This is a genomic window from Castellaniella defragrans 65Phen, from assembly GCF_000612685.1.
Lineage (GTDB): Bacteria > Pseudomonadota > Gammaproteobacteria > Burkholderiales > Burkholderiaceae_B > Castellaniella > Castellaniella defragrans.
This window is the reverse complement of the sequence record NZ_HG916765.1, coordinates 631,283-646,489: the sequence shown is the minus strand read 5'-3', so window position 1 is coordinate 646,489 and position 15,207 is coordinate 631,283. Positions and strand designations below refer to the sequence as shown.

Genomic DNA, 15,207 nt, shown 5'->3' with positions numbered 1-15,207 from the left:
GTATGAACGCTTCGCTCGGGCGAGAAGCCAAGCCCAACTTCGCTCTCTGTGCGATCAACGCCACTGATGCGGGTGATAGCCACGGCCAGAATCTGGACAAGCTCGCGTGCACGGTCAGCAGGCGACATCTTCTGTGGATAGGGGAGTTCTACGGGGTTCATTGGCTGGCAGTTTCAAGTCATCGAAATTGCTTCCATGATCCCGGAAAACCTCCAATCAGAATCGCAATGCGGGGTAAGCATACGATTGCGTCGATATACTGCAGGGTGTAACGATCGACCAAGAGGAGAAGATAGACAAATGGCAAAAAAGAAGAAGCTCGGAAACGCAAAAAGCCTGGTCGAGCTGCTCAGTTGGCTGAACGTGGCCACCATGAAAACACTATCCACCCTGAGCGAATACGCGTGCCTCAAGAAGGCCATGACAGCCGTAACCGCATCGGGAGTGCAGGACGGCGACGCAATCCGCCATGGAATCCTCGATGAGCTGGCCACGCTCACCCCGGCAGACCTCGCAGGCACAAACGACGACGCCAGTCGTTTCATTCAGATGCTCGGAGTCTATATCGACTCACTGCTACGACACGCCCACCATCATCTGCCGCCCCCCGACGCAACCAGCAGCACACCGGCTTTTGATAGATCGGCAGACAGATACGCCCAACTGGTCTGGCTTCGCGTTCACGCTCCCACGGTCTTTGACCAGATGGAAGCGATTTGCATGACCCGTCACTTCTACAGGCATAAACGGTATAGCAGTTTCAATGTTCTGGGTGACTGCAGCACAGATTTCTCCTGGGACGATCAAGCAACTGAGAGCCTGCAAAGCGCCGTCATCCAGGCGCTACAACTCGACGCCAGCGCAGCCGATGAATGCGAAATGATCCACTTTGAGGTCGAGGACAACCAGGATGGGGTATCCAAGCAGCTGCACTACCTGGTGCTGTACCACCCTGGCCAGATGCGCATCCTTCGGGAAATCCGACAGCGTAAGCGCAGCATCCACGAGTACATCCCTGCCCTGGAAGCCACGGTCGTCTACGACCCAAGCAAGAAACAAATCCATGTGCTCTGTGCACGTCAAAGTTTAGCCAAGCAACTGGCCGACGAGGTGGCAGACCAGGGGCTCGGGATGGCGCTATCGGATAGCCCGGTGAATACGGCTTACTACGACCTGAATATTTTGAAGCAACGCGTCGACCTTACTCAGGCAAGCTCTCCAGGCGCGAGAGTCGACAAGGCGTGGCTCGTCAGCCTGACCATTGCACTAGGCCGGTCACGGCACAACATGACAATCGACCTATCGAGCGATGAAAATCTGTGGGACGTTGTCCACGATCACTTCGGGGACAACAACCCAATCGCGTCGACAGCAGAAGTGCGCGAGGCTGTACTGTCATTCGAGGTAACGCTGCACGGCGAGAATAGCCTTCGGTCACTGGATATCACCGTCAATGCCGATGGCAAATGTTCAATTTTTACCCATCCAGACCCGCGTCTACGCCGGGTTGCCGAAGACCTTTTGCAATCAGTGGGCATCCTGTCCTTGATCGACCCACCGGCTCCCGGGTCCGACCTGACGCAGTTCGAAGCGGAAATGCGGCTCCTCGATATCAAAAACGATGTCGTCGACGGATATTTTCTACGATCTCTGAACCTGATTCCGTCAGAGCTACTGAAGACGGGCATGCTCAGCCGTAAAAAGCCTGGCCGGGAAGTCACGCTGCGCATCTCGACCGATGGGGAAGACGAGCGTGTTCAAACGCTTCCTGTACGCAGCAACAGTACATCCATCTGGGCTGAGGATGAATTCACTGAAGAGCGATTCGACCTGACGGACAGCGACGTCACCCGATACGGCATCAACAAAGGATTCCTGCGCGAGAGGCTGTTGACCCTGCTCGAGAGCTCATTGAGCGACCGTCCACTTGTCGCCTCAAATGAAGCCGATGAGCCTCGGATTCTTGGCGACTATCCGTTCTGCGGGCTTCATCTGCCCGTATTTCTAGTAACCCGTCTGTGCGATGCAAAGCACGCTAACAAGATGGATGCAGAAATGCGCAGGGGCAACTATGGCTACAGCATCATTCTGACATCCACCTCCCAGCCAATATGTAGCTACCTGGGGCCTGGATTGGTCATCCCATTGGAAAAACTATTCCGCCAGACAGACGGTGGAGGACACATTGATTTTTCTCTGGCGCACGGCGACATCCAACGCGGACAACGCCTGGGCGAGAGCGTGGACGCGCCGCGGCTTATCGAGATCGACCGCCGTACCGCTCAGCTAGTTGGCCCGTGGGAGAAACCTTGGACCCTAAACAAGCCAGACTGGATTGCGGTTGTTCGCGTACTCGTGGATGCATGGAATAACGGCCGTCAGAAACTTGGCCTAAGGGTCATTCAAGGGCAGGCAAATATCGAGTTTCGATATTTTTCAGACTTTTTCAAGACTGCACCAGAATGGAAGACTTACATCCGTGGCGCTGATCGAGAAAATCGCGCACACACATGGGAATTGAACATTGGGTTGCCTTCCTACTACACGCCAGAGGCAACTGAGGACGACTAGGTCATACTCGAAGATCAGTTCTGACAATTTCTATATAAATCAAAGCCGCGTGTTAATCGCGTGTTAATCGCGTGAATATCGCGTCAATTCACGAGGCCCAAAAAGGCTCAATGGAAGCTCCTTTCAAACAGGAGCAGTTCCATGAAAAGCCTTACTCCCTCCGCACACCCGAGCAAAACCCACCGCCTTGCCCTTGACGAATACGAACTGGCCACTCGCTGGGGACTGTCCGTCAAAACCCTGCAGCGCTGGCGTCAGCAGTCCCTGGGTCCCATCTTCTGCAAGTTAGGTTCTCGGGTTACGTACTTGCTCTGCGAAGTCGAGGCCTACGAGCTGCGCGTCTCGCGCTGCTCGACCTCGGCTCGGGCGTACCAGTAATGGGGGCAGCGATGAACGACATCACCATTCTCCCCGCCGATCTGGTTCGGCTCCTGCAAACCGATCTCACCCGCCTGGACGCGACCCGCCTGCAAGAGCTGGTGCTGGGTCTGGACTACCAGGCGGCGTTGATCAAAAAGGCCAAGGCCCAGGTCGATACGGCTCTTATCAAACGCTATGCCATGCAAGCCCAGGCCGCTCTGGCAGCCACTGGGCGAGACTTCGGCACCGCCCACATCGCTGACGGTGCCGTGGCCATCAAGGCGGAATTGCCCAAGAAAGTCCGCTGGGATCAGGCGAAGCTCGCCGAAATCGCACGGCGCATCACCGCCTCTGGCGACCGCGTCGAGGACTTCATTGATGTGAAGCTCTCAGTGCCTGAATCCAAGTACACCGCCTGGCCACCGGCCTTGCGCGAGCAGTTTGCCCCCGCCCGCACCGTCGAGGCTGGCAAGCCCACCTTCACCCTGACCGTCATGGAGGACTGACCATGTCCGCGACCATGCCCTTTGCCTTTGAAAACCAGCACGTTCGCATTCAGCTCGATGAGTCCGGCGCCCCCTGGTTTGTCGCCAGCGATGTCTGCGCAATCTTGGGTTACAGCAATCCGTCAAAAGCGATCACTGATCACGTTGAAGAAGATGACCTAACGAAACGTGAGGTCATCGACACCCTTGGCCGCAACCAGATGACAAACCATATCAATGAATCTGGCGTGTACTGCCTTGTTTTCGGCAGCAAGATGAAGAAGGCCAGAAAATTCAAACGTTGGGTCACGCACGATGTGCTGCCCACTATCCGTCAGACTGGTCACTACGCCGCACCCGGATCGCTGGCCGCGCTGCCATCGCCCACCCAGGATCAGGTCCAGGCGCTGCTCTTGATGGGTGAGGCCGTGGCCAAGGTCCCCGGCGTCAAGCACGGCATTGCCATGGCAGCCACCTTGACATGCATCTCGGAAAACACGGGGCTTGCTGTCGAAACCCTGCGCCGTGCGCTGCCCGCCAACGACGAACCGATCTGCGCACTGAATGCGACGCAACTGGGCAAACTCATCGGCAAATCGCCCAAGGCGACCAACCAGCTGCTTGCCCAGCACGGTATGCAACTGCGCAACGACCGTGATGAGTGGGAGCTAACTGACGACGGCCAGCAATGGGCCGAGGCTATGCCCTACTCGAGGAACGGCCACTCGGGCTACCAGATCCTCTGGAACCCTGCTGTGGCTGATCTGCTGGCGGAGGTGGCGTAATGACACTCCCCATCATCAGCGCCGACGAACGCATGGCCGAACACAGCGGTGCCAAGATCGCCTTGTTCGGGAAGGCTGGCATCGGCAAGACTACGCTGCTCAAAACCTTACCTGAGACCAGCACTTTATTCGTCGATCTCGAGGCGGGCGATCTGGCTGTCAAGGACTGGCGGGGCGACTGCGTGCGCCCTGCCACCTGGCCGGAATTCCGCGACCTTGTGGTGTTCTTGGCTGGGCCCAATCGGGCACTACCGCCCGACTCGGCCTTTTCCGAAGCGCATTACCAAGCAGTGTGCGAACGCTACGGCGACCCCACGCAGCTGGATAAGTACACCACGTACTTTGTCGATAGCCTCACCGTCTTGTCGCGCCTTGCCATGGTCTGGGCCAAGACCCAGCCACAGGCGTTTTCGGAACGCACCGGCAAGCCCGATAGCCGAGGTGCCTATGGCCTCCTGGGTCAGGAAATGGTGACGGCGCTGACCCACCTGCAACACGCCCGGGGCAAAAACGTGGTCTTCGTGGCGATCCTGGAAGAACGCACAGACGACTTCAACCGGCGCATCTTCGTGCCGCAAATCGAGGGCAGCAAAACCGCCTCTGAGCTTCCCGGCATCGTCGATGAAGTCATCACCTTGGCCGAAATCAAGGCCGAAGATGGCTCGTCCTACCGCGCTTTTGTCTGCCACACGGTCAATCCCTACGGGCTTCCTGCCAAAGACCGCTCTGGTCGCCTGGATCTACTTGAACCGCCTGACCTCGGTGCCTTGATCGCCAAATGCACCGGCACCACCCTGCCCGCCCAATCTACCGAATCCAAGGAGTAATCCACCATGACGACCAACAATAGCGCCACGTCCTGGAACGACTTCAATGACGCCGAATCGCAGCAATCTGGGTTCGACCTGATCCCCAAGGGCACCATCTTGCCGGTGCGCATGACGATCCGCCCCGGCGGTTACGACGATCCTGCCCAGGGCTGGACCGGGGGCTACGCGACCGAGACCTTCGAGACCGGATCGGTATACCTGTCTTGCGAATATGTTGTCCTTTCCGGTGAGTATGCCAAACGCAAGGTCTGGTCTTTGATCGGCTTGCACTCGCGCAAAGGCCCGACCTGGGGCCAGATGGGGCGCACATTCATTCGCGCCGTGCTGAACTCGGCACGCAATGTCCACCCCAAGGACGAAAGCCCGCAGGCCGCAGCCGCGCGACGCATCCAGGGCTTTGCTGATCTGGACGGCATCGAGTTCCTGGCTCGCATCGACATCGAAAAAGATGGCCGTGGAGACGACAGGAACGTCATCCACGTGGCCATCGAACCCGACCACCCACAGTACGCCAAGCTCATGGGCGTGCCCGCGAAGGCCGCCCCAGCTGGTAACCCCACAACCACAGCGCCCGTCGCCAAGCCCACCGCAGCGACCGTCCCAGCCACTACACAGGCCATCGCCCCGGCAGCAACGGGCAAGCCTGCCTGGGCTCTGTAAGGAGGTCGCGTGAAATGCTGGATTTGTTCACGGTCTACACGTGGCTTCGGTCACACGGATGGCAGGTTTGCGCCAGGCGAGCCCAGGCGCTATCCCACCGATTGGGTCTTCTGCTCAAAACGCTGCCAAGACATTTTTCATGGGCTTTACGGCAACTGGCTGAGAGTGCAGGACGGCTCGGCAAATCTCAGGGAGGCGGCGATGGAAAACATCACTGACATCGAACGTGGTGCGATGCGCCTGTGCCTGAAGGCCTTCGGCCAAGCTGCAGAGGCCATCGGCTTCACAAAGCCCCTGGGCGAGTACAGCGAAGCTGAGGCGCTGCAGGTGATCGAAGCCATCGTGGGCGGGTGGGCGGCAGCCATGGCTGCCCACCACGACAGTGCCAAGTACCCGCCGGTGCGGGGCGTGGCCCCTGCAGCCGACCCCCTGGATGAGAACCCCTTTTCGGGCATGACCGACGATCTGCCCTGGAAGGAGGCTGCCAAATGATGGATTTCAATTCATCTGCCACGCTCTCGGAACGGCTGCAGGCATTGATCGATGATGCCCTGGTGGCCGAGCGCGATGCCGCCACACCGCGCCAGTACCTTGGAGCCTCGCGCCTGGGGGTGCCCTGCGAGCGCGCCCTGCAGTACGAATACGCCAAGGCCCCCGTCGATCACGGCCGGGGGTTCTCCGGGCGGATCATGCGCATCTTCGAGCGCGGCCACGTCATGGAGGACATGATGATCCGCTGGCTGCGTGCTGCAGGCTTCATCCTTCGCACCGAAGGCCAGGACGGCCAGCAGTTCGGCTTCGCGGTGGCGGGCGGCAAGATGCGTGGCCACTGCGACGGCGTATTCGTGGGCGGGCCCGAAGGCTTTGCCTACCCAGCGCTGTGGGAGAACAAGGCGCTGGGCAATAAATCCTGGACGGACCTCGTCAAGAAAGGGTTAGTCACCTCAAAGCCCGTGTACGCCGCGCAGGTCGCCGTCTACCAGGCCTATCTGGGCCTGCACGAAAACCCCGCCATTTTCACAGCCGTGAACGCCGACACGATGGCGATCCACACCGAGTTGGTGCCCTTTGATGCGGCCCTTGCCCAGCGCATGTCGGATCGTGCAGTGAAGGTCATCACAGCCACTGAGGCCGGTGAACAGTTGCCGCGCGCCTTCCACGATGCAACCCATTTTGAGTGCCGGATGTGCCCTTGGCAGGACCGGTGCTGGAGCACAGAACGATGACACGCAATATCGCAGATGAAACTCAGCCCGATGTGACGACTGATCGGATCAATGCCGAACCCATGATCGACGGACGCGAGGCTTCCACAGCGCTTTGCCTGCCCTTTTACTGGTTCAACGACCGCGCCATGCGCACGCGTTTTCGCATCCCGCACTACCTGATGGGGGGCCTCGTGCGCTATCGCTTGAGCGAACTGCTCGCCTGGGCCAAACGCAACAACGTCAATCAGCAAGCTGACAGCACGGAGGGCGGCGATGCTGGACTTCAATGACGCAGTAATGCCTGAGACAGTAAAAGCCATGGATCGCGATGCGATTCACCAGGCCTTGCTCAGCCGTCTTGAATCGGTGCTCACCACGATGTTCCCTGCTGGCAAAATCCGCCACGGCAAGTTTCGTGTGGGCGACACGTTCGGCTCCGAGGGAGACAGCCTCGAGGTCGTGCTCGCAGGCGAGAAGGCAGGCCTCTGGACAGATCGCGCCACAGGCGACGGCGGCGACATCTTTGATCTGATCGCTCTGTACGCCGGGATCAACGCCAGCATAGATTTTGCGGCGGTCCTGAACCACGCAGCCGATCTGGCTGGCCACGCCACGGCGGCACCTGCGCAGCCTGCCAGGCGTGAACCGCCCACGGACAACCTGGGGCCAGTGACAGCCAAGTGGGACTACCACGACGCTGACAGTCGCCTGCTGGCCGTCGTCTACCGCTACGACCCACCGGGGCGCAGGAAGGAGTTTCGTCCCTGGGATGCCACACGGCGCAAGATGGCACCGCCCGAGCCCCGCCCCCTGTACAACCAGCCGGGGATGCTGGCAGCAGAGGAGGTCATCCTCGTCGAAGGCGAAAAATGTGCGCAGGCGCTCATCGACGTGGGCTTTGTGGCGACCACGGCAATGAACGGAGCCAAAGCACCAGTCGAGAAAACCGACTGGGCACCGCTTGCAGGCAAAACCGTCATCCTCTGGCCCGACCGCGACAAACCGGGCTGGGAGTACGCCACCGCCGCAGCCCAGGCTGCCCTGGCAGCGGGTGCCGTGTCCTGCGACGTACTGCTGCCACCCGACGACAAACCCGAAGGGTGGGATGCTGCGGACGCCTTGGCGGAAGGGTTCGATGTAGCTGACTTCATCGCCCACGGCCCACGCATGAACATGAAGCCCACCACGTCGGCCCCCACCCAGCAGGCAAGCGTCTGGGCGACCGACGATGCACTGGCTCTGGCCTTCACGGAAACCTACGCCGAGGACTGGTGCTATGTGGCCGGATGGGGCAAATGGCTCGTGTGGGATTCCCGCCGCTGGCAGGCTGACGACACGCTGCTCGTGCGCCACCTCATCCGCTCCATCTGCCGTGACGCCGCCACGTCAGCGAGCACCCACCGGTTGGCTGCAAAGCTCGCAGCCAGCAGCACCGTCGGGGGCGTCGAGCACCTGGCACGCACCGACCGCAGGCACGCCGCCACCACCGATGAGTGGGATGCCGACGTGTGGCTGCTAAACACCCCAGGCGGCGTGGTGGACCTGCGCACGGGCCACCTTCGGGCGCACGACAGGCAGGATCGCATGACCAAGATCACCACCGCCACACCAAAAGGCAAGCCCACACTGTGGCTCTCGTTTCTGGACGATGTCACAGGCGGCGACCAAGACCTGCAGGCGTACTTACAACGGGTCGTGGGCTACTGCTTGACGGGCTCCACCGCTGCCCACGCCTTGTTCTTCCTCTACGGCACCGGGGCCAACGGCAAGTCGGTGTTCGTGAACGTAGTGACGACGATCCTTGGGGACTACGCAGCCAACGCAGCCATGGACACCTTCATGGATGTCCGAGGCGACCGGCATCCCACCGATCTCGCGGGGCTTCGCGGTGCCAGGATGGTGTCCTCGATTGAGACCGAACAGGGACGGCGCTGGAACGAGTCCAAGGTCAAAGCCATCACGGGCGGCGACAAGATTTCCGCCCGCTTCATGCGCCAGGACTTCTTCGAGTACACGCCACAGTTCAAGCTCATCATCGCGGGCAACCACAAGCCGTCCATCCGAAACGTCGACGAGGCCATGCGCCGCCGTCTGCACCTGATTCCGTTCACCGTCACCGTGCCACCTGACAGGCGCGATGGGCGGTTGACCGAGAAGCTCCTGGCCGAGCGCGACGAAATTCTCGCCTGGGCCGTCCAAGGGTGCCTGGACTGGCAGCGAGGCGGCTTGGAGCCCCCGGCAGTTGTGGTCGAGGCCACGGATGAATACTTCGAGGCTGAGGACGCCCTTGGTCAGTGGATGGATGAACGATGCTTCACCGGCAAAACGCACCGTGAGGCCGTATCCGACCTCTTTGCCGACTGGCGCGAGTGGGCCGAACGCGCTGGCGAGTATGTCGGGTCCGTGAAGCGATTCTCGGAAGAAATGGCTGTTCGCAAATTCGACAAATGCCGTCTACACGGAGGTATTCGGGCACTCGCTGGTATTGCATTGCAACCAAAACCAGACCGGGGATACACCCCGTATCGCGATGACTGAATCCAGCCAGGGTGACGGATGTGACAGGTCTACTGCTTTACACGCTACACGTGCGCGCGTAAGGAGGTTTAACCGGTGAACCCGTCACATCCGTCACCCGGCAGAAAAAGGACATGGAAATGATCACCACAATCCTCGCCCTGGACCTGGGCACGACAACCGGCTGGGCACTGCGTCTGGTCGACGGCACCACCACGAGCGGCAGCGAATCCTTTCGGCCCCAGCGTTTTGAGGGCGGCGGGATGCGCTACCTACGCTTTCGCCGGTGGCTGACCGAAGTGAAGCAGACAGCCGATGTCATCCACGCAGTCTACTTTGAGGAAGTCAGGCGTCACGCGGGCGTGGATGCCGCCCACGCGTACGGCGGATTCCTGGCGCATCTGACCGCCTGGTGCGAACACCACCAGATCCCGTACCAGGGGGTACCGGTGGGCACCATCAAAAAGCACGCCACCGGCAAAGGCAACGCAGGCAAGGAGGCAGTTATTGCGGCAGCCCACACCTGGGGCTTTGATCCCGCAGACGACAACGAGGCCGATGCGCTGGCCATCCTGCACTGGGCGTTGGCTACTCAGGGAGGGGGGATGTGAGCAAGCCATGGACCACTGAGCAGGTGGCACTTCGTCTGGAAGAAGCCATCGACACCTCCCGGCGGCTGCCTGCCATGCAAGTGCAGGGCCACTTCAACGCGTGGCCAATGATCATCCGAGAAGCCTGGGAGACGATGGCCGCTGACGATCCCCCAGAGCGCCACTTTCCCCCCAGCCCGCAGGCGATTGACCGGATGCTGGAGGCCTCGCGCTGGATGGTGTGGCTGGAAATCGAACAGCGCCACCTTGTCTGGATGCGAGCCAAGGGTTACCCCTGGCAGGCCATCGCCAAACGCTTTGGATGCGACCGCAGCACTGCGTGGCGGCGTTGGCAGCGGGCATTGGAATGTATCGCTCTCAATCTGATGCACCCCTCCCCCATCACCCGTTAACTTACGTTCACACTACGCAATACTCATAACCGGTACTACGCACCGATATAATGGTTCCAAAATGTATCCTACGGAGCAAACCCATGAAAAATTCCTGGCTAGCCGTCTTGTTCCTGATCTTGCCGCTTGTAGCAAGCTGCACCGAACATCGCATAGACACGTCTTCAGACGAAAACATGAAAACTTCTGTTGCAAAAGTCCGTGACGCTTTACCAAGTGATCAACGCACTGCCTTCGACGACGCCATTAAAACCTTGGTAGCAAACAGCATAGATGTGAAGCACATTTTTGCCAGCGCACTGGCAGGTGAAACCGCCCAAGATTTGGCCATAGATGACTTTCAACAAAGGATGAAAAGCGAAATCAGTGGCAAGACCGGTCCAGAAGTCATTGCCTATGCTGACGAGGTTCGTCTCAAGCGGGAAGCACAAGCAAAAACGCAGGCTCTTGAAGAGATTGATGAACTGCAAGCGAAGCGGCGTACCGCTGAGGAAGCCAAGAAGGATCTCGCCAACTTCATTGTTCTTCGATCACGGTTTTACAAGGAACCCAAACGTTACAGCAGTGACCAACCCATCATCGAAATGACTGTTCGGAATGATACGTCTCACCCGATCTCTCGCGCCTATTTCCGGGGCATACTCGCAAGCCCGGATAGGGCTGTGCCATGGCTACAGGAAACCTTCAACTACAAAATTTCCGGTGGTCTGGAGCCTGGTGAAGAAGCGACGTGGTCACTTGCGCCCAACCAGTTCGGCGAATGGGGTAAGGTAAAGTCGCCTGCTGATGCCGTTCTGACCGTCACCGTCACTCGCCTTGATGGTGCCGACGAAAAGGCGCTGTTCTCGACGGACAGCTTCAGCGAACGAGATGAAGAACGTCTTGATCAACTGCTGAAGCGCTACGGAAAATCATCACAATGACCTTTTAATCAGATGGACACGGAGCAACATCTCTCGAAGGCCCTGAGCCACGCGGGGTAACGCTTGCCCCGTTTGTCCTCACTTTGCCTTGATTGTCCACTTTCAGCCCCGGCGAGCGTGAAACACTTTCGGCAATTTCCCGTAGAATTTCAGCTATCTTCTGGACAGAAGTGCGGGCGGCAAGGAAACCGCGCCACCGCACCCAGAAGCCTCCCACCTTCATGACCAGAATCATCACTGACCTTGGCTTCCCCGCTGATATCGCCATACTGGTGACATCAAGTCAGCAAGGCCAAGCAGTGAATCAGCCCACCTACATCCAATGCCCAGATGACACCGCCGATATCCCGGCCGGAGCCGAGCATGTCCCCGCCTTGATGCTTAGCTCGGAGGCACCACCTGTCGTGCTGCTCTCAGCAGCAAGTGCAAGAACCCTGCGCATGATCCAGAGCCTGGAGACCTACGCCGTCATCCCGACTGACCAGATTGAAAATGCTCTCGATACCGTGGCGATGCACGCGCAGATGACGGCCCTGCACAATCAGGCCAAGGAACTGCACCAGATACTCACCGGCTGCATTGCACGACTTGCAGATAAATCCGGATAGCCGCAACCACTCATTTCATTACCTGCCCACCCTGGCGTTGCCTCGGTGGGTTTTTTCATGCCTGCACACCATGCCTGATCTGCACATCGAATACCGCCGAACCGAATCCCTGATTCCGTATGCCCGCAATGCCAGAACGCACAGCGATGCGCAGGTGGCGCAGATTGCTGCCTCGATCCGCGAGTTCGGGTTCAACAACCCGGTCCTGGTCGACGGTCGGCACGGCATCATCGCAGGCCACGGGCGGGTGCTTGCTGCCCGCAAACTCGACCTGGATACGGTGCCGGTGATTGAACTCGCGCACCTCACCGAGTCGCAAAAGCGTGCCTTTATCCTTGCCGACAACAAACTGGCCTTGAACGCCGGATGGGACGAGGAGCTGCTGGGCATCGAACTGGCTGACTTGAGCCTTGAGGGCGTCGATCTGGACCTGACCGGCTTTTCGGATGCCGAGGTCGCACAACTACTGGGGGTGGCCAATGAGGACAAGACCATCGGAGAGAATGGAGACGTCGAGAACGATGAAATCCCCGCAACCCCCACAGAAGCAGTCAGTCGCACGGGCGATATTTGGCAAATCGGCCACCATCGGCTGGGTTGTGGTGATGCGGGCGATCTGGACCTCGTTGCGCAAGTCATGGATGGCAGCGATGCCGCCTTGTGCTTTACCTCACCACCCTACGCCAACCAACGCAACTACACCACGGGTGGCATTGCCGACTGGGACGCCCTGATGCAATCAGTCTGTACGGCACTGCCCATGGCCCCCGACGGCCAGGTGCTGGTGAATCTCGGGCTCGTGCACCAAGACAATGAATTCATCCCGTATTGGGATCAGTGGCTGGCCTGGATGCGCCAACAAGGCTGGCGACGCTTTGCCTGGTACGTCTGGGACCAGGGCCCTGGGATGCCGGGAGACTGGAACGGGCGGCTGGCACCGTCGTTCGAGTTCATCTTCCACTTTAATCGCCAGGCGCGTCGCCCCAACAAGATCGTGCCCTGCAAGTGGGCGGGCCAGGAGACGCACCTGCGCGCTGATGGGTCGTCCACCGCGATGCGCAAACCCGATGGCGAAGTCGGCGGCTGGACGCACAAAGGTATGCCCACGCAAGACACCCGCATCCCCGACAGCGTGATCCGCGTGATGCGCCAGAAGGGCAAGATCGGTGAAGGCATCGACCACCCTGCAGTATTTCCGGTAGCGCTGCCCGAATTCATCTTGCAGGCGTACAGCAGCCCTGGGGATATTTGCTTTGAGCCCTTTGGTGGCTCTGGCACGAGCCTCATTGCGGCAGAACGCACATGCCGCCAGATGCGGGCCGTGGAGCTTGCCCCCGAATACGTGGATGTGGCCATCGAGCGATTCCGCCGACTTTATCCAGATGTCCCCATCACCTTGGCCCAAACCGAGCAGCCTTTCGAAGAAGTTGCTGGGTTGAGGCGCGATTTTGCTATGCAGTCGTCTGTGTGATCCGAATTTCATATTGTGAAACAAGTTCATGACAATTGACCTTTTGTCCATCAATTTGCGCCCTGTCGCCGCCTTGATTCCTTACATCCGCAATGCGAGGACGCACAATGATGCCCAAGTCGCCCAGATCGCAGCGTCCATTCAGGAGTTCGGCTGGACAAACCCGATCCTGGTCGATGGGGACAATGGCGTCATCGCAGGGCACGGCAGGCTGCTGGCGGCTCGCAAGCTGGGCCTAGAAACTGTCCCGGTCATCGAACTCTCGCACCTGACTGACGCCCAGAAGCGCGCCTACATCCTGGCCGATAACCGACTGGCGATGAATGCAGGCTGGGATGAGGAACTGCTACGCCTGGAGCTGGGAGACTTGCAGGGGCTCGACTTTGACCTGAATCTCCTGGGCTTCGATGACGAGGAGCTCGAAAACTTGCTGGCCGATGGCGCAGAGGGCAACGAGGGTCTGACTGACGAGGATGCTGTTCCCGAGGTTCAGGAAAACCCGATTACGCAACCCGGTGACCTCTGGATCTGCGGCCCACATCGCGTGCTATGCGGGGACGCCACCAAGGCTGAGGACTACGCGCGGCTACTCGATGGCGGCTTGGCCGACATGGCCTTTACCGATCCTCCCTACAACGTGAACTACGCCAACTCCGCCAAGGATAAGATGCGCGGCACGAACCGCCCGATCCTGAACGACAACCTGGGCGAGGATTTTCAGGGATTTTTGATCGCAGCCTCCACGAACCTGCTCTCCGTTACCAAGGGTGCTGTCTATATCGCGATGTCCTCATCGGAACTGGATACGCTGCAAGCCGCGTTTCGGGCGGCTGGTGGCAAATGGTCGACCTTCATCATCTGGGCGAAAAACACCTTCACGCTGGGCCGTGCCGATTACCAGCGCCAGTACGAGCCGATTCTCTACGGCTGGAAGGACGGCACCGACCACTACTGGTGTGGGGCACGCGACCAGGGAGATGTCTGGCAGATCAAAAAGCCCGCCAAAAACGACCTGCATCCCACCATGAAGCCGGTGGAGTTGGTCGAGCGGGCGGTGCGCAACAGCAGCAAAACCCGTGACGTTGTGCTCGATCCCTTCGGCGGCTCTGGCACCACAGTCATTGCCTGCGAGAAAACTGACCGTGCGGCACGGCTCATTGAGCTCGATCCAAAGTACGTAGATGTGATCGTGCGCCGCTGGCAAGAGTTCACAGGGCAAACGGCCTCTCGCGAGGCCGATGGGGTGGTATTCGATAATCTGGCGGCAAACGTATTGGCATAATAGTCAGGCATAACATTCGGACCGATTGCAATGACCCCCACAACCGATCAGAACCGCATCACCGCTTTATTAAAGCAGGCCAAGGCGATTGCCATTGAGTATTACCGTTTGACGGGCAAACCGCTGGGCATCACCGGAGAAATTGGAGAATTTGAGGCATCTCGGCTCTTGAGACTCGACTTGGCGGCCGCCCGGGAAGCGGGCTTCGATGCGATTGATCCTCACGGACGCCAAATCCAGGTCAAGTCCCGTTGTCTGCCAGATCCCCAGAATCTATCTGGGCAACGGCTCGGATCACTGGATCTTGATAAACCCTGGGACGCAGTCGTACTCGTTTTGATGGATCAGGCGTACACCACGCACGCAATCTATGAAGCAGATCGGCAAGCCATCACCGAGGCCTTGCAACGCCCAGGCAGCAAAGCAAGAAATGAACGAGGCACGCTGACCATCAAGAAATTTAAATCTATCGGGCAACAAGTATGGGGCGCCTCCGATTGAGCG

At 59.2% G+C, this 15,207-nt stretch carries 17 protein-coding genes; all 17 read left to right on the top strand.

Features of this window, described 5'->3' with window-relative positions:
* Positions 1-300: 300 nt before the first annotated feature.
* Positions 301-2,571, top strand: coding sequence for a hypothetical protein (locus BN940_RS18785; RefSeq protein ID WP_148304868.1), 2,271 nt, complete (start codon positions 301-303; stop codon positions 2,569-2,571).
* Between the two features lie 141 nt (positions 2,572-2,712).
* Positions 2,713-2,949, top strand: a complete 237-nt coding sequence (locus BN940_RS19650) for a hypothetical protein (protein WP_043679939.1) — start codon at positions 2,713-2,715, stop codon at positions 2,947-2,949.
* Between the two features lie 11 nt (positions 2,950-2,960).
* Complete coding sequence (locus tag BN940_RS02835; RefSeq protein ID WP_043685628.1) at positions 2,961-3,437, top strand: hypothetical protein; 477 nt, start codon at positions 2,961-2,963, stop codon at positions 3,435-3,437.
* A gap of 2 nt (positions 3,438-3,439) precedes the next feature.
* A complete protein-coding gene (locus BN940_RS02830; RefSeq protein WP_043679938.1) occupies positions 3,440-4,201 on the top strand; it encodes a BRO-N domain-containing protein in 762 nt (253 codons plus the stop codon).
* Entirely contained in the window at positions 4,201-5,028 is an 828-nt protein-coding gene (locus BN940_RS02825; protein WP_043679936.1) for an ATP-binding protein, read from the top strand. Before BN940_RS02830 ends, BN940_RS02825 begins: the two co-directional genes overlap by 1 nt.
* A 6-nt stretch (positions 5,029-5,034) precedes the next feature.
* Positions 5,035-5,691, top strand: coding sequence for a hypothetical protein (locus BN940_RS02820; protein ID WP_043679926.1), 657 nt, complete (start codon positions 5,035-5,037; stop codon positions 5,689-5,691).
* Positions 5,692-5,700: 9 nt separating this feature from the next.
* Complete coding sequence (locus tag BN940_RS02815; RefSeq protein ID WP_043679922.1) at positions 5,701-6,183, top strand: DUF6511 domain-containing protein; 483 nt, start codon at positions 5,701-5,703, stop codon at positions 6,181-6,183.
* Positions 6,180-6,917 carry a hypothetical protein gene (locus BN940_RS02810; protein ID WP_043679919.1) on the top strand — a complete coding sequence of 246 codons (738 nt, stop codon included), beginning with the start codon at positions 6,180-6,182 and terminating at the stop codon, positions 6,915-6,917. The genes BN940_RS02815 and BN940_RS02810 overlap by 4 nt, the downstream gene beginning before the upstream one ends.
* The gene (locus tag BN940_RS02805; protein WP_052355553.1) at positions 6,914-7,189 is read left to right on the top strand and encodes a hypothetical protein; all 276 of its coding nucleotides are present in this window, start codon (positions 6,914-6,916) and stop codon (positions 7,187-7,189) included. The genes BN940_RS02810 and BN940_RS02805 overlap by 4 nt, the downstream gene beginning before the upstream one ends.
* On the top strand, positions 7,173-9,437 hold the full coding sequence (locus tag BN940_RS02800; protein WP_043679914.1) for a phage/plasmid primase, P4 family: 2,265 nt from the start codon (positions 7,173-7,175) through the stop codon (positions 9,435-9,437). Before BN940_RS02805 ends, BN940_RS02800 begins: the two co-directional genes overlap by 17 nt.
* Positions 9,438-9,556: 119 nt before the next feature.
* Positions 9,557-10,027, top strand: a complete 471-nt coding sequence (locus BN940_RS02795; RefSeq protein WP_043679910.1) for a crossover junction endodeoxyribonuclease RuvC — start codon at positions 9,557-9,559, stop codon at positions 10,025-10,027.
* Complete coding sequence (locus tag BN940_RS02790) at positions 10,024-10,419, top strand: DUF6362 family protein (protein ID WP_043679908.1); 396 nt, start codon at positions 10,024-10,026, stop codon at positions 10,417-10,419. The genes BN940_RS02795 and BN940_RS02790 overlap by 4 nt, the downstream gene beginning before the upstream one ends.
* 83 nt (positions 10,420-10,502) lie before the next feature.
* The gene (locus tag BN940_RS18245) at positions 10,503-11,342 is read left to right on the top strand and encodes a DUF6694 family lipoprotein (protein WP_084330478.1); all 840 of its coding nucleotides are present in this window, start codon (positions 10,503-10,505) and stop codon (positions 11,340-11,342) included.
* A gap of 221 nt (positions 11,343-11,563) precedes the next feature.
* Positions 11,564-11,950, top strand: a complete 387-nt coding sequence (locus BN940_RS02785) for a hypothetical protein (RefSeq protein WP_043679905.1) — start codon at positions 11,564-11,566, stop codon at positions 11,948-11,950.
* 70 nt (positions 11,951-12,020) lie between these two features.
* The gene (locus BN940_RS02780; RefSeq protein ID WP_043679902.1) at positions 12,021-13,421 is read left to right on the top strand and encodes a site-specific DNA-methyltransferase; all 1,401 of its coding nucleotides are present in this window, start codon (positions 12,021-12,023) and stop codon (positions 13,419-13,421) included.
* A 28-nt stretch (positions 13,422-13,449) separates the two neighbouring features.
* A complete protein-coding gene (locus BN940_RS02775; protein ID WP_043679899.1) occupies positions 13,450-14,703 on the top strand; it encodes a site-specific DNA-methyltransferase in 1,254 nt (417 codons plus the stop codon).
* 30 nt (positions 14,704-14,733) lie between these two features.
* Positions 14,734-15,204, top strand: a complete 471-nt coding sequence (locus BN940_RS18240; RefSeq protein WP_084330477.1) for a DUF6998 domain-containing protein — start codon at positions 14,734-14,736, stop codon at positions 15,202-15,204.
* Positions 15,205-15,207 lie beyond the last annotated feature (3 nt).

Bases quoted from the DNA above. Each gene is read 5' to 3' on its own strand.
- BN940_RS02835 (WP_043685628.1), top strand. From the start codon at position 2,961: ATGAACGACATCACCATTCTCCCCGCCGATCTGGTTCGGCTCCTGCAA.
- BN940_RS18245 (WP_084330478.1), top strand. From the start codon at position 10,503: ATGAAAAATTCCTGGCTAGCCGTCTTGTTCCTGATCTTGCCGCTTGTA.
- BN940_RS19650 (WP_043679939.1), top strand. From the start codon at position 2,713: ATGAAAAGCCTTACTCCCTCCGCACACCCGAGCAAAACCCACCGCCTT.
- BN940_RS02775 (WP_043679899.1), top strand. From the start codon at position 13,450: ATGACAATTGACCTTTTGTCCATCAATTTGCGCCCTGTCGCCGCCTTG.
- BN940_RS02800 (WP_043679914.1), top strand. From the start codon at position 7,173: ATGCTGGACTTCAATGACGCAGTAATGCCTGAGACAGTAAAAGCCATG.
- BN940_RS18240 (WP_084330477.1), top strand. From the start codon at position 14,734: ATGACCCCCACAACCGATCAGAACCGCATCACCGCTTTATTAAAGCAG.
- BN940_RS02810 (WP_043679919.1), top strand. From the start codon at position 6,180: ATGATGGATTTCAATTCATCTGCCACGCTCTCGGAACGGCTGCAGGCA.
- BN940_RS02820 (WP_043679926.1), top strand. From the start codon at position 5,035: ATGACGACCAACAATAGCGCCACGTCCTGGAACGACTTCAATGACGCC.
- BN940_RS02795 (WP_043679910.1), top strand. From the start codon at position 9,557: ATGATCACCACAATCCTCGCCCTGGACCTGGGCACGACAACCGGCTGG.
- BN940_RS02830 (WP_043679938.1), top strand. From the start codon at position 3,440: ATGTCCGCGACCATGCCCTTTGCCTTTGAAAACCAGCACGTTCGCATT.
- BN940_RS02805 (WP_052355553.1), top strand. From the start codon at position 6,914: ATGACACGCAATATCGCAGATGAAACTCAGCCCGATGTGACGACTGAT.
- BN940_RS02780 (WP_043679902.1), top strand. From the start codon at position 12,021: ATGCCTGATCTGCACATCGAATACCGCCGAACCGAATCCCTGATTCCG.
- BN940_RS02785 (WP_043679905.1), top strand. From the start codon at position 11,564: ATGACCAGAATCATCACTGACCTTGGCTTCCCCGCTGATATCGCCATA.
- BN940_RS02825 (WP_043679936.1), top strand. From the start codon at position 4,201: ATGACACTCCCCATCATCAGCGCCGACGAACGCATGGCCGAACACAGC.
- BN940_RS18785 (WP_148304868.1), top strand. From the start codon at position 301: ATGGCAAAAAAGAAGAAGCTCGGAAACGCAAAAAGCCTGGTCGAGCTG.